Origin of the sequence: Paenibacillus tepidiphilus (assembly GCF_008635795.1) — a bacterium.
Taxonomy (GTDB): Bacteria; Bacillota; Bacilli; order Paenibacillales; family Paenibacillaceae; genus Paenibacillus_AQ; species Paenibacillus_AQ tepidiphilus.
In genome coordinates this window covers 155,092-175,847 of the sequence record NZ_VWRQ01000003.1, presented here as the reverse complement: position 1 = coordinate 175,847, position 20,756 = coordinate 155,092, and the positions used below count along the sequence as shown (strand labels likewise).

General features: G+C 55.3%; 18 protein-coding genes. 13 read left to right on the top strand and 5 right to left on the bottom strand.

Features of this window, described 5'->3' with window-relative positions:
• Positions 1-489 precede the first annotated feature (489 nt).
• The 3 genes from F1379_RS04925 (at position 490) to F1379_RS04915 (ending at position 3,601) form a co-directional block, all read left to right on the top strand.
• Positions 490-2,325 carry a UbiD family decarboxylase gene (locus F1379_RS04925; protein WP_150266978.1) on the top strand — a complete coding sequence of 612 codons (1,836 nt, stop codon included), beginning with the start codon at positions 490-492 and terminating at the stop codon, positions 2,323-2,325.
• A gap of 112 nt (positions 2,326-2,437) precedes the next feature.
• Positions 2,438-2,995 carry a GNAT family N-acetyltransferase gene (locus tag F1379_RS04920; RefSeq protein WP_239004561.1) on the top strand — a complete coding sequence of 186 codons (558 nt, stop codon included), beginning with the start codon at positions 2,438-2,440 and terminating at the stop codon, positions 2,993-2,995.
• A gap of 102 nt (positions 2,996-3,097) precedes the next feature.
• Entirely contained in the window at positions 3,098-3,601 is a 504-nt protein-coding gene (locus tag F1379_RS04915; RefSeq protein ID WP_150266976.1) for a GNAT family N-acetyltransferase, read from the top strand.
• 156 nt (positions 3,602-3,757) lie between these two features.
• On the opposite strand, the gene F1379_RS04910 is transcribed toward F1379_RS04915, so the two are convergent.
• On the bottom strand, positions 3,758-4,924 hold the full coding sequence (locus F1379_RS04910; protein ID WP_150266974.1) for a glycosyltransferase family 4 protein: 1,167 nt from the start codon (positions 4,922-4,924) through the stop codon (positions 3,758-3,760).
• A 395-nt stretch (positions 4,925-5,319) separates the two neighbouring features.
• On the bottom strand, positions 5,320-6,300 hold the full coding sequence (locus tag F1379_RS04905; protein WP_150266972.1) for a zinc dependent phospholipase C family protein: 981 nt from the start codon (positions 6,298-6,300) through the stop codon (positions 5,320-5,322).
• A 539-nt stretch (positions 6,301-6,839) separates the two neighbouring features.
• On the opposite strand from F1379_RS04905, the gene F1379_RS04900 reads away from it, so the two are divergent.
• The 7 genes from F1379_RS04900 (at position 6,840) to F1379_RS04870 (ending at position 15,875) form a co-directional block, all read left to right on the top strand.
• Positions 6,840-7,916 (top strand): zinc-dependent alcohol dehydrogenase, encoded by a 1,077-nt coding sequence (locus tag F1379_RS04900; protein ID WP_239004560.1) that lies wholly within the window; start codon positions 6,840-6,842, stop codon positions 7,914-7,916.
• Positions 7,917-7,945: 29 nt separating this feature from the next.
• Positions 7,946-9,883, top strand: coding sequence for an alpha-amylase family protein (locus tag F1379_RS04895; protein ID WP_150266970.1), 1,938 nt, complete (start codon positions 7,946-7,948; stop codon positions 9,881-9,883).
• A 43-nt stretch (positions 9,884-9,926) separates the two neighbouring features.
• Positions 9,927-11,090: a sugar ABC transporter substrate-binding protein gene (locus tag F1379_RS04890; protein WP_150266968.1), complete on the top strand. Its 1,164-nt coding sequence runs from the start codon at positions 9,927-9,929 to the stop codon at positions 11,088-11,090.
• A gap of 15 nt (positions 11,091-11,105) precedes the next feature.
• On the top strand, positions 11,106-11,765 hold the full coding sequence (locus F1379_RS04885; RefSeq protein WP_150266965.1) for a RibD family protein: 660 nt from the start codon (positions 11,106-11,108) through the stop codon (positions 11,763-11,765).
• Positions 11,766-11,783: 18 nt separating this feature from the next.
• On the top strand, positions 11,784-13,145 hold the full coding sequence (locus F1379_RS04880; RefSeq protein ID WP_150266964.1) for an MATE family efflux transporter: 1,362 nt from the start codon (positions 11,784-11,786) through the stop codon (positions 13,143-13,145).
• A gap of 319 nt (positions 13,146-13,464) precedes the next feature.
• Positions 13,465-13,869 (top strand): VOC family protein, encoded by a 405-nt coding sequence (locus tag F1379_RS04875; protein ID WP_150266961.1) that lies wholly within the window; start codon positions 13,465-13,467, stop codon positions 13,867-13,869.
• A gap of 191 nt (positions 13,870-14,060) precedes the next feature.
• On the top strand, positions 14,061-15,875 hold the full coding sequence (locus tag F1379_RS04870; RefSeq protein ID WP_150266959.1) for a methyl-accepting chemotaxis protein: 1,815 nt from the start codon (positions 14,061-14,063) through the stop codon (positions 15,873-15,875).
• Here F1379_RS04870 and F1379_RS04865 read toward each other — a convergent pair.
• The gene (locus F1379_RS04865) at positions 15,858-16,748 is read right to left on the bottom strand and encodes an NAD-dependent epimerase/dehydratase family protein (protein WP_150266957.1); all 891 of its coding nucleotides are present in this window, start codon (positions 16,746-16,748) and stop codon (positions 15,858-15,860) included. The genes F1379_RS04870 and F1379_RS04865 overlap by 18 nt on opposite strands.
• A 111-nt stretch (positions 16,749-16,859) precedes the next feature.
• Complete coding sequence (locus F1379_RS04860; RefSeq protein ID WP_162551076.1) at positions 16,860-17,606, bottom strand: RNA polymerase sigma factor; 747 nt, start codon at positions 17,604-17,606, stop codon at positions 16,860-16,862.
• A gap of 153 nt (positions 17,607-17,759) precedes the next feature.
• Between F1379_RS04860 and clpP the strand changes: the two genes are divergently transcribed.
• Both clpP and F1379_RS04850 read left to right on the top strand, forming a co-directional pair.
• On the top strand, positions 17,760-18,362 hold the full coding sequence (gene clpP / locus F1379_RS04855; RefSeq protein ID WP_150266953.1) for an ATP-dependent Clp endopeptidase proteolytic subunit ClpP: 603 nt from the start codon (positions 17,760-17,762) through the stop codon (positions 18,360-18,362).
• A gap of 84 nt (positions 18,363-18,446) precedes the next feature.
• On the top strand, positions 18,447-18,662 hold the full coding sequence (locus F1379_RS04850) for a PhzF family phenazine biosynthesis protein (RefSeq protein ID WP_150266950.1): 216 nt from the start codon (positions 18,447-18,449) through the stop codon (positions 18,660-18,662).
• Between the two features lie 665 nt (positions 18,663-19,327).
• Here F1379_RS04850 and F1379_RS04845 read toward each other — a convergent pair.
• Positions 19,328-19,804 carry a DUF5680 domain-containing protein gene (locus tag F1379_RS04845; RefSeq protein WP_150266948.1) on the bottom strand — a complete coding sequence of 159 codons (477 nt, stop codon included), beginning with the start codon at positions 19,802-19,804 and terminating at the stop codon, positions 19,328-19,330.
• 327 nt (positions 19,805-20,131) lie between these two features.
• Here F1379_RS04845 and F1379_RS04840 point away from each other — a divergent pair, with 327 nt between their 5' ends.
• Positions 20,132-20,752, top strand: a complete 621-nt coding sequence (locus tag F1379_RS04840; protein ID WP_239004558.1) for a TetR/AcrR family transcriptional regulator — start codon at positions 20,132-20,134, stop codon at positions 20,750-20,752.
• Positions 20,753-20,756 lie beyond the last annotated feature (4 nt).

The window sequence follows — 20,756 nt, the reverse complement described above, 5'->3', positions numbered from 1 at the left end:
CAGGTAGTGGCTGCCAAGAATCCGATATTTCAGGTTCAGCACTCTACATTTCTGCAGTTGCGACGTCTGGGCCTAACCAACAACTGCTTTGCCTGCACCTAATCTGGTATCTGCCAGCAGTATCTTACTAGATAGCAGCTGATTCCTCTCCTATCGAAATAGATTGGTTTACTGAACGCAGGCAAGCAACTCGGTTTATTCGTGTGCCGACTGTAGGGGAGCAACTCGTCCTATATACCGCCGCCAGCAGCGAGCGTCTCGTTATCGGTATACTACACGCAGCTGAACAACTCGTTATTTCGTTATACTGCACGCAGGCGAGCAACTCATTATATCGTATACCACCGCAGGCCGAGCAGCTCACCCCATATCCGTGTACCACCCGCGCACAGCCCAGCCTCCGCTTCCGCAGGGGCTCCCGTTGACCTTGGCTCCGCTCTCATTGATAATAAAGAGGTTCATATTTCTTCTGCAGATTGGAGCAAGGTTATGGGATACCGCAATTTGGAAGAATGCATTATTGATTTGGAGAAGCACGGGCATCTGATCCGGATTACTGAGGAAGTGGACCCCGTTCTTGAGATGGCGGCCATTCATTTGAAGGTATATGAGGCCGGAGGGCCGGCTTTGCTGTTTGAAAAGGTGAAAGGCTCGAAATACCGTGCGGTGTCAAATCTGTTCGGAACGGTGGAGCGCAGCAAATTTATTTTCCGGGATACTTGGGATTCCTCGCAGGACGTCATTGCATTGCGCAGCAATCCGATGAAGGCGCTGAAGCAGCCGTTCAAGTATGTCGGTACGGGACTTGCCGCCAGAAGGGCGCTGCCGCTGAAGAAGTCGGGCGGGCTTCCATCCGGCTTCGAAGAGGTTAACATCTCCGACCTGCCGCAGATCAAGTGCTGGCCGATGGACGGTGGCGCCTTCGTCACGCTGCCGCAGGTGTATTCGGAGGACCCGGACAAGCCGGGGATTATGAACTCGAATCTGGGCATGTACCGGATTCAGCTCAGCGGCAATGAGTATGTGATGGACAAGGAAGTCGGCGTCCACTACCAAATTCACCGCGGGATCGGCATCCACCAGTCCCATGCTGTGAAGCGCGGCGAACCGCTCAAGGTGAGCGTCTTCATCGGCGGCCCGCCCGCGCATACGCTCTCGGCCGTCATGCCGCTCCCGGAGGGGCTGCCCGAGATGACCTTTGCCGGACTGCTGGCCGGGAGACACTTCCGCTACAGCTATGTGGACGGCTATTGCATCAGCAGCGATGCCGATTTCGTGATTACCGGCGAGATTTATCCGGACGAGACCAAACCGGAGGGGCCGTTCGGCGATCACCTGGGATACTACAGCCTAACTCATCCGTTCCCGGTGATGCGGGTGCATAAAGTCTACGCCAAGCAGGGGGCCATCTATCCGTTTACCGTCGTGGGCCGGCCCCCGCAGGAGGATACGGCGTTCGGCGAGCTGATTCATGAGCTGACCGGCGGAGCGGTGAAGTCCGAGGTTCCGGGCGTGAAGGAAGTGCATGCGGTCGATGCAGCCGGTGTGCATCCGCTGCTGCTGGCAATCGGGAGCGAACGCTACACGCCTTACCAGACGCTGAAGCAGCCCGCCGAGATTCTGACGATTGCCAACCGGATTCTCGGAACAGGGCAGCTCAGTCTGGCAAAATATCTGTTCATTACGGCCGAGGAGGATCAGCCGGTCAGCACGCACAACATTGCCGACTTCCTGACTTACATTCTGCAGCGGATGGATCTGAGCCGCGACATCCATTTTCAGACCAACACTACAATAGATACGTTGGATTATTCCGGTACGGGGATCAACAGCGGCAGCAAAGTGGTGTTCGCAGCGGTCGGCGAGCCGAAGCGGACCTTGTGCACGGAGGTGCCGGGCATCTTTACCGGAGTGCAGGGCTTCGGGCCTGCGGCGCTGGTGATGCCGGGCGTGGTAGCGCTTCAGGCTCCGGCATTCACGGATTACACGGCAGCCGAAGCAGAGATCGGGCATCTTGCAACGGACATTGCGCAGCAGGGGCCGCTCGATTCCTGTCCGATGATCGTGCTGTGCGACGACAGCCGGTTCCTGAGCGCCAGTCTGGGTAATTTCCTGTGGGCGACCTTTACCCGCAGCAATCCGTCACATGATATTCACGGGGTGAACAGCAGGACTCTGCACAAGCACTGGTCCTGCGACAATGTGATCATCGACGCGCGGATGAAGCCGCATTCGGCTCCGCCACTGATTCCCGATCCGGCGGTCGAGGAGCGTGTACAGCGGATGTTTGCGTCCGGAGGCAGCCTGAGCGCATTGAAGCGTTAAGCGGGCAGCGGCAAATTATAATTATAATCAATCATTCCATTGTCTGCCCGAATGCCGTATGGCTACGATCAATGAGGAAGCAAATTGCCTGTTGACGGGAGATGCAACAAAGATGGTACCGATAACTACGCAGCGGCTGCTGCTGAGAGCTTTCCGGCCGGAGGACGGCCCTGAGCTGTATGAGTATTTGTCGCAGGAAGAAGTAGTACACTATGAGCCTTACGGCGTGTTCAGCCTGGAGGACAGTCTGGCGGAGTCGCGGCGCCGTGCCGGTGATCCGGCCTTCATTGCGGTCTGCCAGCGGGAATCCGGCAAGCTGATCGGCAATTTATATTTCCAGCGGCAGCAGCCGGCAGAATACCGGACCTGGGAGCTGGGGTATGTGTTCAGCGGCAATGTTCAGGGGCAAGGGTACGCGGCTGAAGCTTGTGCGGCTCTGCTGCGGCACGCATTCACTCAGCTGGAGGTCCGGCGGGTGACCGCCCAATGCAATCCGGAGAATACGGCGTCGTGGCGGCTGCTGGAGCGGCTGGGGCTGCGCCGGGAAGGCTTCAGCCGGGAGACCGGATACTTCAAGACGGATGCGGCGGGGCAGCCGAAATGGCATGATACTTATGCATACGGCGTGTTGGCCCGGGAATGGCTGGAACAGGACAGGCCAATGGAATAGCATGATGCAGAGACCTTTTTGAGAGATCAAGGAGGTCCTCTTTCAAGTCTCAAATGAGTACAGCTTAATGTTAATTACTGGAGGGACAGAGGAGGTGCAGAGATGGAAATCAGGCTGCTGGACAGTAACGACGTGGAATGGTATCGTGCTCTGCGGCTGAAGTCGCTGCAAGAGAGTCCGGAGGCGTTCCTGACCACTTATGAATTGGAGGCGGCCAAGCCAATCGGGCAGCTGCGGAACAACCTTGAACCGGCAGACGGCAAGTTCACCCTTGGAGCTGTGGAGGGCAATGAACTCGCAGGCATGGTAACTTTTATCAGAGAAAACAATCCCAAAACCCTGCACAAAGGAAATATCTATGCAATGTACGTCTCACCGCAATTCCGCGGGAAAGGTGCAGCCACAGCATTGCTGCAAGAACTGCTCAGAAGGGCTGCCCGGCTGGAGGGCCTGGAACGAATCAATCTGACGGTGATGGCGGATAATACCGCCGCTATGCGGTTGTATGAACGCCTTGGATTTACAGTCTACGGAACAGAGCGGAATGCATTGAAGGTTGGGAACCGGTATTGGGATGAAGTGCTGATGGTGCTGAGATTGAACTGAAGTAAGAGACAACCGTATTTACATGCAATGTTAAAATAAGCTGCGCAATCACGAGCATATGTGAGGAAGGACCGGGCAGGCGCCCGGTCCTTCTCTGCGTCCGCCCAGCGACAGCGCGTGCAGCTGTGCCGGCCGCGCAACCACGGCGGCTGCGCCCTAAGCCGTATGCACCCCGGCCGGAAGCTCTGCCGCCGCAGCGCTCCGCCGCTCGATCACGTCCGCATAATCTTCGATCAGCCCGTCGAAGATGGACTCCCATGAACGGCCGAGCGCCAGGCGCCGGCCTTCCCGGCCCATGGCGCTGCGGCCGGCAGGATCGCCCGCCGTGCGCAGAATCGCAAGCGCCAGCGCCTGCGGGTCCTGCGGCGCGAAGAGCCGGCCGTTCACGCCGGGAGCGACGAGCTCCTGCGTAGCCCCGCCGGCTGCGGCAATGACGGGGAGGCCGGAGGCCATCGCCTCCAGGACGACGTTGCCGAAGGTCTCGGTGCTCGACGGGAAGACGAACAGATCGGCCGAGGCGTACAGCTCCGCCAGCTCCTCGCCGTACATGGCTCCGGTAAAGGTGACATTAGCCGGCGCCTGGGCCTGCAATTCATGCCGCAGCGGGCCGTCTCCCGCCACGAGCAGATGAAGGTCCGCTGCGGCGGAGGGAGGGAGCAGGCGCATGGCGGCAAGCAGGGTGGCGAGATTCTTCTCGGGGGCGAGCCTGCCGACATAGAGCAGCACCAATGGGGCTGTCAGCGCATAGCGCTCCCTGATGCCGCCGCTGCGTTTCTCCGGCGTGTACAGGCTGCAGTCGATGCCCCGGGACCACAGCCGCAGTCCGGTGAACCCGTGCGAGGCCAGGGTGCTGATCGTCTCTTGGGATGGAGCCAGGATGGCGCTGCAGGAATGATGGAACCATCTCATGTATTTCCAGTAAAGCGGGACCAGGCCTTTCATATGGTAATAGTCAAGATAGCGGTCAAAATTCGTATGGTAGGAGGCGATATGCGGCAGCCGGAGCTTCCGGGCGGCGTGCAGGCCGTATAATCCCATAGTGAACGGAGTAGCGAGATGGACGAGATCGGGGCGGAAGGCCTTCATTTGGCTCTGGATGGAGAAGAGGCCCGGCAAGGCCAGCCGGCATTCGGGATACAGCAGGAAAGGGATGCTGGGGATCGGACGGACCGGACTGTGACAGAGCGGCTCGGAGACAGGCCCCGGCGCGAACAGCAGATGCTCGATGCCTCTTCGGTTCAGATGGCCGGTAAGCCGCTCCAGTGTCCGTGAGACACCGTTGGTTTGCGGAAGATAAGTGTCCGTAAACAAAGCTAGACGCATAGTGAACCCCTCCCGGTGATCATGGTATTGTCAGGTTCATCTTACCTCCGGATTATTCGGACCGGGTTAACGCTGGGTTAAGCCGGATTTACAGTTTGTGCGGGGACACGGCCGGTTTTACACTGGGCTGATGGAGACGGGCTGCAGAGAGCCGTGCATAGTTCCTGTCAAAAAAGAGCCCCGGCGGGCTCTTCGCTTCTCTCTGCTTGGTCAGCTTACGCACGAAATGGTCAGCTAACGCACGACATGGACAGCTAACGCACGACATGGACAGCTAACGCACGAAATGGTCAGCTTACGCACGAAATGGTCGGCTTACGCACGAAATGGTCAGCTTACACACGAAATGGCCAGCTTACGCACGACATGGACAGCTTACGCACGAAATGGCCAGCTTACGAACTGATGCCGCTCTCCCAGATCGGTTCGGCATAGCGGTTGCTGAGATTGCTGCTGCACTCCTTGCCGGTGTCGTACGAGCGGTCGCCGAGAAGCTGGATGAACAGCTCCCGCTTGCGGGAGGCTTCTGCCGGCACCGCGCTGTTCAGCCAATCGGCCAAGGCCTGCAGCACGATCCGCCCTTCCGCCAATGCTGCCTCCCACAGATCCATGACGCTTTCCGTCCGGACCTCGGAATACATCGCGGAATGCCGCCACTGCGCATGGGCCGCATTCAGGTAATCCAGCCGCTCTTCTGCGGCGGTTGGCGGATGGTAGAAGAGATGCTGCCAGCTCCGGGGCAGCAGCCGCTGTTTCCACCCCTTGGGATCGTGCAGCCACTTCTGGGCCAGCACCATGTCAAGGTAGGCTTCATCCCAGATGTCCTCGGGCAGCCGCTTCGCTTCAGGGTACCAGGCCGAGGCCGTATCGTGCAGGATGTGGCGGACGCTGCGCGGAAGGCCCGAACCGATACTGATCCTGGACCAGGCGGGATGCTGCCAAGTCGCGAATTGCCGGTGGCTCTGCATGAACACCGTATCCAGCACAAATTCAAACCGCTGGTGATCCCGGTTCCGGTAGCCTGCCTTCCAGTTAATGTAGGGATGAAGGTTACGGTCCAGCAAGTGGTGGGTCAGGAATCCCAGGAAATACTGCTGTGCCTCCCGCTGCTCTCCCGGGGGCAGGGCCAAGGTCCGCTCCCAGAACTCCAGCAGCACCGGTCCGCAGTGCACCGCATGCATCTGATCGCCGAGGCGGATCGCCCGTGTATCCCTGTTCCACGGCCAAAAGCTGTGGTACAGCAGGAAATCCGGCCCCTGGCAGCCGAGCTGGTACAGCCCGTTCCCGCTCCCGCCGCCGTCCCGCCAAGCGAAGCTTCCGCCGAACTCCTCCTCCAGCAGGCGGCCATACTCCAAATGCATCCAGATACCCGGCATACCATCCACCTCTTTCACGGATTGTTGTGAACTCAGAATAACGCTGGTAAGTCAACGCAGTATTTAAATGATTCACCGGATTTGTAATGCTTTGGTTTAAGGGTACTCCTGCCGGGGGCTGATTTCAACTGGCCGGCAGATTCATGACGGGCTGGACGGGGATACGCGATAAAGGACTGGAGAAAATAACCAGTTTATTCTCGAATTGCTAAGTGGGACTTTAGACTCATGAAATACCGAAGATCGGCTCGAAAACAACCAAAAACCAATTACTTAATATGGTTAATGATTACAGTAAATAACTATATAATATAAGAAATAGAATTTAAGTTAATAAAAATATTTGTACGACAAAATATTCCTTACATATTCAAAAAAATATGCTAGCATTAAAAATGCAGCAAGACAAACGTTTGCACAACTGCCGATCCATTTACTTTTCAAATATTGGAGGCGAAATTGAATAGTTTGCGAGGAATAATGATTATTTTTGAAAAGTAAAGAAAGATAATGTAAGGAAATGGAAGGAGTAATAAGCAGTGAAACCAGAAACTGATAAAATCATAAAGCCGGACAGAATGCCTGCATTGGTCTGGGATTCAGAGCGATTACAGCTGGCGGAGCTGAACATCCCGGAGATCACGACTTCAACGGAGGTCAAAGTCAAAGTTCACATGAGCGGAATCTGCGGAACGGATCTGGCTGTGATCACAGGCAAGGAGCATGGGGTCCCGGGCGTGATTCGCGGTCATGAAGCCGTCGGCACGGTTATGGAAACCGGGAGCAAGGTGGACGGATTGAAGATTGGTGACAGAGTAGTGATCGATCCCAATCAAAGCTGCGGCGAATGCCGGTTCTGCCGTCAAGGCAAGCTGCATCTCTGCATCGGAACGGATGGGCAGGGTATGCCCATTGCAGGCTTGAACCGGAACGGCACCTTTGCGCCCTGGTTCGTAACAGAAGCCAAGTTCCTGCATAAATTGCCTGAATCCATGAGCTGGGAAGCCGCTGTAGCTGTAGAGCCCCTCGCCTGTGTGCTTCATAACTTCCGGGAAGCGGGCATAAGGGACGGTGACCCAGTATTGGTTCTTGGCTCCGGTCCAATGGGGTTATTGTGCCAGATCGTCGCCAAACGACTGGGCTGTATCACTGTATCGACGGAGATTCAGGAGGGACGGCTGGCCAAGGCAGCACAAATAGCCGATGTTGCCTGCACCCCGGCGGAACTGACCCCGCAGCGGGTGTCCGCGATTCTGGGGGAGCAGAAATTCAGCGCCGTCATCGATACGGTCGGCACACAGATGAAGCTGGCGGAGCAATGGGTGGAGCGCGGCGGCACCATTATCCCTTTTGGCATAAACGGCAGCTATGAGTACACGATCAAGCCGACTTATTATACGCAGAATGCGGTACGTCTCCTGGGGGCAGGCGAATATCTGCATACCTTTGAAGAGGCGCTGCAGTTTGCAGCAGAGGTTCCGGAAATAGCTGGATTGATTACCCGCAGAGCCAGCCTGGACCAGTATGAGGCCGCAATCGGGGAACTGACGGGGATCGGACCTGATTCCACGGCATCTGCCGGAATTCCGGGGCTAAAGACGGTATTTGTATTCTAAAGTCATCTGAGACAAGGGAGGTGAGCTTAATGAGCAGACAATGCCAAGAACTAAACCGGATTCTGGAGTATTTCAGCGGCCGCCAGCAGTTGACTATGGAGCCGATCTGGCTGCCCGCCTTGTGGAACGAATGCGGATATTTGCCGATCCAGAACAACAAGGAAGGCGAAATCCTCGTGAATCCGGCACGCTTTATGGTCAAGCATCTGCAGTATTTGCTGGAAATGTCTTCGGACTATACCCACCATGAGCAGACCGATCTGGATGATAGTGTCATCTACTGCTCTTTGCTCCGTTACTCCGCAGCCTGGGATTATACCCATTCGGGCCAAATCCAGTCGGGGACATTCTTAAGGTTCATGATCCTGCTGCCCCTGCTCAAGAGAATGAATGTCAATATTTTATATTTGCTGCCTGTAACCAGGTATAGTGACTTGAATCTCAAGGGGGATATAGGCTCGCCGTATGCGGTGTACAGCCTGTTCGATCTGGACCATAATCTGCATGATCCGCTGCTGGATGATATGGAGGAATGGACGATTCACCATGAGCTGGCAGCTTTGGTCGAGGCCTGTCACCTGCTGGACATCAAGGTCGTGCTGGATTTAATCCCGCGGGTCACTGCCAGGGACAATGCAGTTTTGGCGGAACATCCGGATTGGTTCTATTGGATTGATCTCAAGGCGCTGCCGGGCTTCAAGCCCCCGGAGATTTCCGGTCTGCCGTTCTTCACGGAATGCACACCGGACAGGCTGGAGGCCGTCTATCGCAGCAATGAGACGCTGGCGTTTCTGAACCAGTTCCGATTGCCGCCGAATGAACTGGATGCTGAGCTGTGGAGCATTTTGCAGACGCGGGCACAGACTACAGGGGAATCGATATTGACTTTGATCGAACAAGAAATGGGCATAACACCGGCGCCCGCACACTCCGATTGGATTAATGATGTTCAGCCCATCTGGACAGACATCGCCTTTTACAAGCTGTATAAGGACCCTTCTCCGCTGGTACGCTCATATTTACCTGAAGGACAACCGCCTTATGTCCTCTTCGATACGATCAAGTGCAATGTATATCCGGGTGATGAGCCGAACCAGGAGCTGTGGGACATGCTGGTTGAGGCTGCTTGCTTCCAGCTGAATACCTATAATATTGACGGCTTCCGCATCGATATCGGGCACACGCTGCCGCTTCCCCTGCAGACAAAGATGTTTGGCGCCATCAAGGAGATCAAGCCCGCAGCGATTCTGATCAGCGAGGACCTCTTCAACCGCAATCACCGTGAAGCGGCAAAAAGCGGATATAACGTCATGCTCGGCAGCGGCTGGAATATCATGACCGATATCACCGCAGAGCGGCTGCAGGATTATTTGCGGGGGCTACCGGACCTGCAAATCCATGTCTTTGCCTGCGCGGAGACGGCGGATACCCCGCGGATTACCAGCCGGGGCGGAACCGGACTGTCCCGGCTGATGGCGGTGTTCAATTACTTCCTCCCGAACGGTATTCCTTATCTGACGACAGGGGTGGAGGTGTATGAGCAGCAGCCGCTCAACTGCGGGCTCGCGGATAATACCGGCGGCGCGGACATCCCCAAAGCCTTTTTCAATACGATGGCGATCGACTGGGTTCATGAACCGAACCTGCTGCCGCTGCTGGAGCAATTAAAGCAGGTCAAGCGGCAATACGCCGATCTGCTGAAGCCCGGAAACTTCTATCTGTCCGAATCACAGGGCGATGTGATGATCTATTCCTATTATATGAAGGACAAGCTGTTCAGCGCCTGCTTTAATTTGAATCCGGACCAGACTCAGCTCCTGCGGACCGGACTCATTTGTCCGGGCCTTCAAACGGTGAGCACGCTGATTGAGAGTGAGCCGGGCAGATGGATCTCCGGCGGCAGCGGGGAGACTTATGAGCTGCGCCCTTACCAGGCGCTGGTGCTGGGTATGGAATTAATAAGCTGAACCGGATAGAGGGCTCAGCCCATACAGAAGGAGGAAGGGACTCATGGAAAGCAAGGACATCAAAGACGGTAAAGACACCGTGCAGCCGCTGACGATCTGGCATGAATTCGATGGACAAGGGGATACCTCGATTGAGGTGCTGGAGCAGCTCTGCCGGACCTATACCGCCGAATCCGGTACGCCTGTCGTCCCGGAGGTAATGAATATTACCGTGCTCACCGCCAGATTGCAGCAAGTCAAGGCTTCAGGCCATGGTCCGCAGATGGCTCTGGTGCCGGCAGATATGGCGGGGTACGGGGAAGCGGCGCTGTATTCGGAGATACCGGAGAAATTCTGGGCCATGAGCGGCCTGAGCGATCCTGAGATTATTCGCTCCATGCGCTCAGGCGGCCGGCAGTACGGCATCCCTGTTCTCCAGGGCAATCATCTGGTGCTATACTGCAACACGGATATCTACCCGGAGGCTCCCTCTGCCTGGGAAGCGATTGAAGAGCGGGCGGCACAGCTGGTAACGGATGCTGTCCTTCCCGTTGCTGCTGATCTGGCTGACCCGTACTGCTTCATACCGTTTCTGACCGCCTTTGGCGGCTGGCCCGTGAAGGACGGAGAGCCCGATCTGTCTACGCCTGAAATGGAAGCGGCGCTCCGGTTCGTCCAGCGTCAAATAGAGCAGGGGGTGCTTGGCAATCTGCATGGACCTACGGAGCTGCTGGACCGTTTTATTGCCGGGGAGATCGGTGCCATTATAAGCGGAGAGTGGATTTTTAATTATCTGGATCTGCATATGCGGGATAAATTACTTGTCGGCGCACTGCCGCCGATTCACGGTAAGGCAGCGGTCTCCATGGCTTCCTCTATTGGCCTGGTATTCCCTAATCAATCCCTGGAAACAGAGCAGGCGGACAGGCTGCTGGACTTCGCTGCATATCTGCTGAGCGAACGCAGTCAGCGGCAATGGGCAGAGCGGGTGCAGCGGATTCCGGTGCATTCCCGTGTATTGCCTGGCGTCAAGGCTGCAGCCTCACCGGTCAGGGCCAGTCTGATCTCCTGCCTGGAGACAGCGCGTAACATGCCGATTGAGCCGGTTATGAGGAGTGTTTGGGAGGCGATGACCGCAGGACTCAGGGATTTGACGACAGAAGATGCTGCGGAATTAGCTGCGTTAATGCAAGAGCATGTGAAGACAAACGTTCAGACCACTCTGTAGAGAAGAGGGATAAGCATGAAAGCGACTATTTTCAGCCAGGTGTCCATCGACGGTAAACTTACACTCGGAGCCGGACAGTCCAGCAAACCGTTATTCAGTCTGTTCGAGGAGTCAGATCTTGAATATATTCATAAATTCAGGGGTCTGGTTGACGCAATTATGGTAGGCAAAAATACGATTCAAACCGATGATCCCATGCTGACCAACCGCTATGAGGAGAACAAAAATCCGCTGCGGATTATCCCCACCTCGCAGATGGATATTCCGCTCGACAGCCATGTGCTTGCCGACCAAGGCCGGACCCTGATCGTGACCACGGAGAATGGCCAGGATGCCCACAAAATCAGAGTGCTGCAAGAAAGACATAAGGAAGTACTGATCTGCGGGGAGAACAAAGTGGACTTTGCAGATCTGTTCCATAAGCTGGAGAATGATTATAATGTACACAGCATAATGATCGAGGGCGGAGGCTTTCTCAACTGGAATGTGTTCGATCAGGATCTGGTGGATGAAATCATCCTGATGCAGCTGCCGATTATTATCGGGGGCGAGAACAATATCACGCTTGTTGACGGAAAGGGATACAATGACCTGAGCTTTGCCAAGAAATTCAAGGTTGTCGACGTCCTCCCGCGCAAGAACTACACACTGCTTCATTACCGGAAAGCGGTATAGCCAGGGAGGGGTTCACGGATGCTGAAAGATCCGAAAGCGGACTTTTATAGCTCGATTTATAAAATTGCGGTTCCAGTGACACTGCAAAGCTTGATTATGGCGCTTCTGACTCTAACTGACCAGTTGATGGTCGGACAGCTCGGGGATGTGGCCATTGCTTCCGTAGGCATATCTGTCAAAATCTACGGAATCATCAGCGTAGTCCTGGCCGGCCTGGCAACCGGCGTATCCATCTATGCCGCACAGTTCTGGGGCAAGAAGGACGAAAGAAGCACTGGCGGGCTGCTGGGCCTGGGTCTGCTGTTTGGCATGACCATATCCGTTATATTCACGGTGCCTACGCATTTCTTCCCGCAGTTCAGTCTCAGTCTGTTTACTAAGGATCAGGTGCTGATTACCGAAGGCTCTGCCTTTCTGGAAATCATCTCGCTGAGTTATATCCCGGTGATGCTGACCATGATTTACTCGGCCGTTTTGCGGGCTACCGGGTATGTGAAGCTCCCGATGACGGCAAGTATGGTTGCCGTGGGAATTAACATTCTGCTGAATTATCTGCTGATCTACGGGAATTTCGGGTTTCCGGAAATGGGGCTAAAGGGAGCAGCAGTCGCTACACTTATCGCCCGGTTGTTTGAATGCAGCATGATTATTGTGGCCGCCTACAAGCTCCGCCTGCCTGGAGTGACCAATATCCGTCTCTGGTTCGGAGCTTCCAGGGCGCTGCTGGTGAAGTTTCTCCGGACCACCTATCCCATTGTGCTGACCGAGCTGATCTGGGTGCTGGGCGAAACGGTGTATGCGATCATTTACAGCCGGATGGGTACTGCGGAAATTACCGCGATGACCTTAACCTACCCGCTGCAGAGCCTCAGTATCGGCCTGTTGTCGGGGCTGTCGAGTGCGGCCGGCATTATGATCGGGAACAAGCTTGGGGCAGACGAGCAGGATGCGGCGCTGGATTACTCCAAGCGGTTCATTAGGCTTGGCATTCTGGTCGCGCTCGGAACCGGCGTGCTGCTTGCGGTCATTGCTCCTTTCTATGTATCTATCTTTCAGGTGTCGGATGAGGCGCATGTCATGGGAACCCGTCTGGTGTGGGTATTTGCCGCATTCCTGTGGGTTAAGGTGGCGAACATGATCCTGGCAGGCGGGATACTCAACAGCGGGGGCGACAGCAGATTTGTGTTCGTCATGGAATCCTCGGCGACCTGGCTGATCGGCGTTCCTTCCGGCTTACTGATGTCCTTTGTCTGGAAGCAGCCGCTGTTCCTGGTGTACATGGTATTGTCCATGGAGGAGGTCGTCAGACTGGTCATCGGGCTCATGCGGATCTCCTCGCGAAAATGGATGAAGAATCTGGTCGCGGATCTGTCCGCATAAGCTTGGCTTTATAATTGAACATTTGTTTTACTCAACCGGCTGTATAAGCAATTGCGGTGAATGTTTGGACTTCCGGCCGCTGTTAGATTTAGATTTCCTGGATTTAACCGCTTTTCGCGGTAGAAATCTAAATCTAAAGGCGGACGCTTCCGCTCCTACAGTTCCAAACTTCCCCTCCATTGCTCTAGCCTCTGAGATATTTTTTTAGTTCAACGTATAGACTCCACACCGCTCTCGGTGTGCGCTATGAACAAGGTGCTGTGCTATAATCTTACCGGTTGCAGATTTTAAATCTAACTTCCGGAAGGTGGCTGAATGTATGGGATTTCAGGCAGGCCAGGTGTTTATTAATTTACCGGTTAACCAGCTGCAGGCGTCGATTGACTTCTTTACCGCTTTGGGCTTTGAGTTCAATCCGCATTACACCGACGAGAACGCAACCTGTATGATTATTAATGGCAATACGTATGCCATGCTGCTGACACGGGAGTACTTCCAGACCTTTGTCACGAAGACGATAGTGGATGCTTCCAGCCAGGCGGAGGTCATCATCGCGATATCGGCATCGAGCCGGGCGGAGGTGGACGAGCTGGTGAACAAGGCGCTGGCCGCCGGAGGCAAGCCCTATAATGATCCGGTGGACCACGGCTTTATGTACAACTGGAGCTTCCAGGACGTTGACGGTCACCTGTGGGAAGTCATGTATATGGCGGAGAACGGCTAGAAACAGCAATAGCAAGGACGAGCTTCCGTACGTGGTACGGGGGCTTTTTTTGATGCTGTTAACATTATTGCAACACATTCTTTACACTATCCATACAAAACTTGTGAGGATATTTAATATCCGGCTCCTAGAATGAAGGTGCTAGTCAATTATACCTATCAAAAGTTGCAACCTACTCGGGGGGAATTCTGTTGAAGAAGAACCGGTTTCATCTGTCGATGAAATGGAAACTGATCGCTAGCTTTACCGCCATTACCCTTATTGTTATGGGAGTGGCGCTGATTCAGGGGCAGAAGATCAATCAGGTGAAGCAATCCATGGAACGGCAGAAGACGGAGATGGAGAATAGAATTGCAGTCTCAACACTCGGAGGTCTCCTGCAGGAGATCAACAATCTGGAAACGGCGCTGGCTGAATCCAGCGATGTGGAGCTGGCCGGCGGCCTGACGGACAAGCAGTCGCAGATCGGCGAAGAGCTGGCCAAGGTATCCTTTGCGGAAGGCAGCCCGGCAGCCGGACAATTGCAGCAGCTGCGGGACCAGAGCGGGGAATATGCCGGATACGTTGAGGAGCTGACGGCAACGATGGAGGATGTCAGCTTGGACCCGTTGACGGTGCTTGAAACCATTGACAACATACATACTCAGGCGTTGATACTCAATCAGGAGATGCTTGCCGCCAATGAACAGCTGTATGCCGCAGCTAAAAATAATGCCGAAGCGGCGCAGGACTATTCCTTCCTGCAGCTGGAGCATACCGTTTCGGTGATCCTGTACGCCGCCGGTGCCGTGTTCCTGTTCACCCTGGCCTTGGGCTGGGTTCTGATCAGCTCCTTCCTCTCACCGGTGGGCAAGCTGCAAGCCGCAGTGTCGCGTATCGCGGAGGGAGATTTGCGGCAGCAGATCAATTCGCCGTACAATGACGAGCTGGGGCGGCTCAGCTTTCATTTCGACCATATGGCATCCCGGGTGCGCGGCATGCTGGGCCAGACCCGCTCAGCGGCCCTGGCGCTCGCGGAGTACTCGCGGTCTTTCCGCGAGGCCTCAGCCGTGACGGCGCATACGAACCGCGATATTGTGCGGGCCATTCAGGAAATCTCGGCAGGCGCAGACGAACAGGCGATGCTGTCCGAGCGCAGCTCGGGGCTGCTGCAGGAAATGAAGGCGGGGGTCGACAAGATCGCGCACTATACGGAGGACATGCTGGCGACCGGCGAAGCCGCAGGCCGCAATACCCGCAAGGGGGCAGAGACCGTAATGGCTCTGCGCGAGCGCTCCCGCAGCTCCCGGGAGTCTGTCGGACGGGTGTATGCGGCGATGGAGAAGCTGAGCGTACAGTCACATGACATTTCGCGTATCACCGGCACCATCACGGAGATTTCCAAGCAGACGCATATTCTGTCGCTGAACGCGGCCATTGAAGCGGCCCGCGCCGGAGCATCCGGCAAAGGCTTCGGTGTCATTGCGGATGAGGTGCGGCATTTGTCTGAGGAAACAAAGCAATCCTCCATACATATCAGCGGCATCATTCGGGAGCTGCAGGAAGGAATGAGTGAATTCCAGAGCTATATGCTGGAAACGAAGCAGGACCTGGAGGCGCAGGAGACCCAGGTGACAGAGACGCTGACTTCCTTCGAGGCGATTGACGCCTCTATATCTGAAATTGGCGGGAGGATCGGGCGCATTCACAACAAGGTGGAGGAAGCCCGGCAAATCAATGCCAGGCTGGAGCAGTCGATTCAAGATGTGGCAGCTGTAGCCCAGCAGACAGCGGCTGGCGTAGAGGAGGTCAACGCCTCCAGCACGCAGCAGGATTCTGCTATCCATGGTATCGCCGGACAGGCGGCGGAGATCAGCGAGATTTCGCAGCGGCTGTTCCGGGAGATTGATGTATTCAAGATTGGAGAAGAAGACGGAGCGGAGCCGCAGCCGGGACAAGTCCTGACGCTGGATCAGCTCCGTACCCCGAAGGAAGAGGAGCCCGTTCTGTTAGCGATGGCGGAGTGAGGCGGCAAGTTCATCGACCAGCTGCGGGAACCATTCCGCCAGCTGCAGGAAAGAGTAGCCCGCCTTGCGGGCTTTTTCCGTATCCATGTACCAGGATTCCCGGATGCCGAACGGCGACATATCCTCATCGGCCGTCTGCGGTTGGATACTCGCCTGCGTACCGGTTACTTCCTCTATCATGGAGATGATGCCGCCGATGGTGAGCGTTCCGTCCGAGCAGGCGTTGATAGGTCCCGTCAGCCCGGAGAAGCCGAGCCAGTACAGGAAATCGGCTGCTTCATCGGAGCGGATCATCGACATCTGCGCCTGCGGATTGGGGATGCCGAGCGGCTGGCCCTTCAGAATATGCTCGATGTGAAAATGCAGCCGCCGCGTGTAATCGTCCGTGCCGAGCACAATGGGGAACCGGACGGCGGCCGCCGGGAACTCCGTTTGCTGCAGCAGGACGGCTTCGGCCAGGCGTTTGCCCTCCTGGTAGGTGAACTGCTCCCTGCCACCCGGCTGCGGGGGAAGCTGAAGCGGATTGAAGGCCGCTTCCGTGAGTGCCTCCGGGCTGGTGTCATATACCGACATGCTGGAGGTCAGAATATAGCGCCCGGCAGAGCCGGCAAATACCCGCACTGCGGCCAGCGCCTCATCGGGGGAGTAACAGATGTTGTCATACACCACATCAAAGTGCTTGCCATGTACCGCGGCTGCAAGCGCGGCTTCGTCGCCCCGGTCGGCGGTGAGCCGCTCCACTCGATCTCCTAAATCATCCTCCGCTCTTCCTCTGGTCAGAATCGTTACTTCCGTATCCTTATCCTGAAGCAGCCGCTCCACCAGGCGTTTGCCGAAGAAGCGCGTTCCCCCCAGTACCAGAATCCTTCTCATTGTTCACCCTCCTGTGAAATTAAATTGGTGGTTAACCCGCTATCGTTGTTCTCTGCACAGTTTGTACCCGAGCAGACCGGCAACCCGGTATTACGTTTATACTTAGCGGCATTATGCCGCCATCCGCAGTTCCAGGTGTGCGCCGGTTCTTCCGGCGGAAGGGGCGCTGGCGACGGTGCCGGTATGCACTCCCTGTACAGTTCCGGTCGCTATGGCCATGGTCACGCCTGCCGCTTCTTCCTGGCGCAGCAGCTCCAGCATGACAGGCACCTGACCTGCTTCATAGGCTTTGGCCAGCGCGGCCAGCAGCTCCCGCAGGTCTGCTTGCTGCGGCGCCGCCGGACCCTCTGCCGCCGCCGGCTCCTCCCGGACCTCCTTCAGCGTCTGCCGGGCCCGGTGCAGTGCGGCTTTGACTGCGCCTTCACTGGTGTTCAGCCGCCCGGCAGCCTCGGCTGCCGAATAGCCGAGCACGTCGCGCAGCAGGAAGACGGTCCGCTGCAGCGGCGTGAGATGCTCCAGCAGCAGCTGGAAGGCCATCTCGCTCTCGGTCAGCCGGAGCTCCCGCTGCTCCTGCAGTGGCGGTCCGCTGCGCTCCAGCACCCGGCGCAGTGAGGTTCTCCGGCGGGCCAGATCAATCCATGTATTCCTGGCGATCCGCAGCAGCAGAGCCTCCGGATTGGGGTTTACGCTGAATTTCTCATATCCGAGCGCCTTCACCCAGGTATCCTGGGCCAAATCCTCGGCATCCTGGTTCGAGCGGGTGAGCGACAGGCAGTAGCGGTTCAGGGCGGCTGTGAGCAGCCGCAGGCGGGGCTCATCGCTTTGCAGTACGGGGGTCTGGCGGTTGGCGTGCTCCACGTTGGCGCATCTCCTTTCGGTCATGCAGAATGTTCCTTTTATTATACAAACGAACACGCTGCAGCAAAAGATACGCTTCTCCCCGCAAGTATTTCTGCAGACTAAAGCCGTATCCTTTTCCGCCGGCGATGCGTTTACCAAGTGCAACAATCAATGACACAGGAGGTAAGGACAATGAATGTGATTCCATATGTAGTTGACCAGACGGACAGAGGCGAGCGGTCCTACGATATTTACTCCCGGCTGCTGAAGGACCGTATTGTATTTGTGGGGGCGGCGATTGAGGACCAGCTGGCCAACAGCGTCATCGCGCAATTGCTGTATCTGGCCGCCGAGGACCCTGACAAGGACATCCAGATGTTCATCAACAGTCCCGGGGGTGTTACAACGGCAGGCTTCGGCATCTATGATACGATGCAGGTGATTAAGCCGCAGGTCAATACGATCTGCACAGGCATGGCCGCTTCCTTCGCGTCGCTGCTGCTGCTTGCCGGGGCTACCGGCAAAAGATATGCGCTCCCGAACAGCGAGATCATGATCCATCAGCCGCATGGCGGTGCCCAGGGGCAGGCCAGCGACATTGCCATCAGCGCGAAACGGATTCTCAAGCTGCGGGAGAAAATCGTGCAGATCTCTGCGGAACGCACCGGCCAACCGCCCGAGAAGATTGCGCGGGACATGGACCGTGACTACTTCATGTCTGCCGAGGAGGCGCTGGAGTACGGGATTATCGATAAGATCGTCACGCAGCTATAAAAGAACATGCTGTGTAACTGATGGACCACCGTCCTTTGCTGATGACCATACCGCTCTCAGGGAAGAAGATCACTTCACTGTGGGATGACACAAGGCCTTCCCTTGGGCGCATATCTGGTGGAGCACGGATTGGCGACGCATGACGGTTCCCTATTTTCTTTTCAAGGGGAACAGGGGACGGCAATCGGACGCAGCGGCCGGGTCGGCGTTACTGTCGATATTCGTGACGGCGAGCCGGTACGGGTACGGATTTCGGGCAGAGCCGTTATCGTGTTCAAGACGAAGCTATGTCTATCCTAGTACCTTGACCAAGCCAAATTTCAGGATGGGTATACACCTACATCCCTTTCCCGTGAGCAGGCCGACAACCAGCACAGTCCGGCTGATCAATCCTATTGTAGTCGAAAAATCGACCACAATGGGCTGTCGCGAGGGTGAACGGGCCGATTGTAGTCGAAAAACCGACCACAATGCGCTGTCGCAAGGGTAAACGGGCCGATTGTAGTCGAAAAATCGACCACATTGGGCTACCGTGAAGGTAAACAGGGCAAACGTAGGCGAAAAATCGACCACAATGCACAAACCAAGCTCACCTAACGAAAAGCCAGACAGTACCTTAAAGTTTTCATGTTGCTCTTTTGCAGGGGTAGTGGAAAATCGCTACCTTTGCGAAGCGGCAGGAGATTTACACCCCCGAACATGGAAGCTGGCTTAACATTGCTGAAATTGGATTAAGCGCCCATTTAAGCACCCACTTGAAGCACTTAACCCTGGAATTTGACTTGATCAAGTGCAGCGCTTTTAGAAGGTGAATTTGAGCCTCCGTCATTAGCAAGTCACTAATGAATGTGTAAAAGAAACTATATCCTATTGGTTGGTAGCGGGTTAACCCTCCATTACACCAAGGGGTGGTTTCTTTTTTGTTGTTGGCTCTTTTTCATCAATACTATTGTTAATAGGGGTGGTTATCGAATTATCCCGCCGTTGTAATGCAATTCATATACCTTGTGACCGTCTCTAAGAATGATTTCCTTCCCGTAAAAGCAGTCAAGCGTACCTCCGTACTCATTGTTGAAAATGTAATTCCCCGTTTCAAAATGCTTTGGACCACGATATATGGACGTTGTATCCACCAACCTTAACGCTTGTCGAAGGAAACCATAAATCGGGCCAAGGATATCCCAATTTGCCTCCGGGATAATGACACCGCCTGAATAGACCATTGACCAAACCGGACGATTCCCCAATTCAACCGTTTCTTGTCCAATAAAGAATGCCGACCCAAAGTAAATATCCCGATAAAAATAATCACCACTGCAGTATTCCAGTTGTTTTGAACCGTTTAGTAAAGGTTGAACCGATGCATCATCACCCTGGGATGCGTAAGTGCTTCTTTTGGCATCCACAAGGAAGTTGATAAGATGCTCGTGGTTAATAGACATATCAAAACCCCCCATTACGAATGCTCTTCCGGACTATAAAACTGTTCCATTCATGCAAACAAATATTCCTGTTCCAGTATAACAGAAGCCTATTTTAGCAACAATCTTTTAGAGAAGAGCCTTGTTTTTGTGCGACACAAATAAATGTTAATGCCGGTAGACAGGGAGAGGTAACGGCAAGATATAGATGTAAGCGTTAAACTAAATTTTGCCCATTGCGCAAATTTGCATTTTGGGCAATAATATCAGCGTGGGCTAATGCCTGATGGTTTTTGATCATTGATGGTGAAGCTTGTTATCAGGTGAAAGAAAGGAGGAGAACCCGGCTTGTACGATAAGCTAGGCTTGCGTGACAAGAAAAGAATAGCTACTGCCCATGCTTTGGCCGAGGCGGCCTTTGAGCTGGCGCTGGAGCACGGAATGGACGGCTTCGTTGTCGACGATATCGTGCAGCGGGCGGGATATTCGAAGCGGACGTTTGCCAATTACTTTTCCTGTAAGGAAGAGGCGGTGGTTACAGCGGCAGTTACTGCGGAAAGCGACCGGCAGGAATATGACGATTTGGTTGCAGGTTTGCCGGAGGATACTTCGCCGCTTGATATTTTGTACCACCTGCTCCAGATGCAGCTTGCTGCCGAGATTCTGCATAAAGTCCGCCGGCTCGTCTCTTTGTCCAAGAGCCACCCTGAACTTGAACCGTATATCCTCAGCGTGTTTCGCGGTCTGCAGGATTCGGCGCAGGCAGTGCTGGAGGAATTCTCGGGCGGGCGTTACCCGGAAGGCTATACTCATCTTCTGGCGGGCGCAGCATATGGAGCGTTTGTGCCCATCCTCGACGGCAGCCTGAATGTGCTGCTTCCGGGGGAGACGGAGAATGGAGATTCCCGGGCCGTCACGTTTGATCAATATGTGGATTTTACGTTCAATTACTTGCGTAACGGCTTCTGAGCCT

Bases quoted from the DNA above. Each gene is read 5' to 3' on its own strand.
- F1379_RS04925 (WP_150266978.1), top strand. From the start codon at position 490: ATGGGATACCGCAATTTGGAAGAATGCATTATTGATTTGGAGAAGCAC.
- F1379_RS04920 (WP_239004561.1), top strand. From the start codon at position 2,438: ATGGTACCGATAACTACGCAGCGGCTGCTGCTGAGAGCTTTCCGGCCG.
- F1379_RS04915 (WP_150266976.1), top strand. From the start codon at position 3,098: ATGGAAATCAGGCTGCTGGACAGTAACGACGTGGAATGGTATCGTGCT.
- F1379_RS04910 (WP_150266974.1), bottom strand. From the start codon at position 4,924: ATGCGTCTAGCTTTGTTTACGGACACTTATCTTCCGCAAACCAACGGT.
- F1379_RS04905 (WP_150266972.1), bottom strand. From the start codon at position 6,300: ATGCCGGGTATCTGGATGCATTTGGAGTATGGCCGCCTGCTGGAGGAG.
- F1379_RS04895 (WP_150266970.1), top strand. From the start codon at position 7,946: ATGAGCAGACAATGCCAAGAACTAAACCGGATTCTGGAGTATTTCAGC.
- F1379_RS04890 (WP_150266968.1), top strand. From the start codon at position 9,927: ATGGAAAGCAAGGACATCAAAGACGGTAAAGACACCGTGCAGCCGCTG.
- F1379_RS04885 (WP_150266965.1), top strand. From the start codon at position 11,106: ATGAAAGCGACTATTTTCAGCCAGGTGTCCATCGACGGTAAACTTACA.
- F1379_RS04880 (WP_150266964.1), top strand. From the start codon at position 11,784: ATGCTGAAAGATCCGAAAGCGGACTTTTATAGCTCGATTTATAAAATT.
- F1379_RS04875 (WP_150266961.1), top strand. From the start codon at position 13,465: ATGGGATTTCAGGCAGGCCAGGTGTTTATTAATTTACCGGTTAACCAG.
- F1379_RS04865 (WP_150266957.1), bottom strand. From the start codon at position 16,748: ATGAGAAGGATTCTGGTACTGGGGGGAACGCGCTTCTTCGGCAAACGC.
- clpP (WP_150266953.1), top strand. From the start codon at position 17,760: ATGACACAGGAGGTAAGGACAATGAATGTGATTCCATATGTAGTTGAC.
- F1379_RS04850 (WP_150266950.1), top strand. From the start codon at position 18,447: ATGACACAAGGCCTTCCCTTGGGCGCATATCTGGTGGAGCACGGATTG.
- F1379_RS04845 (WP_150266948.1), bottom strand. From the start codon at position 19,804: ATGTCTATTAACCACGAGCATCTTATCAACTTCCTTGTGGATGCCAAA.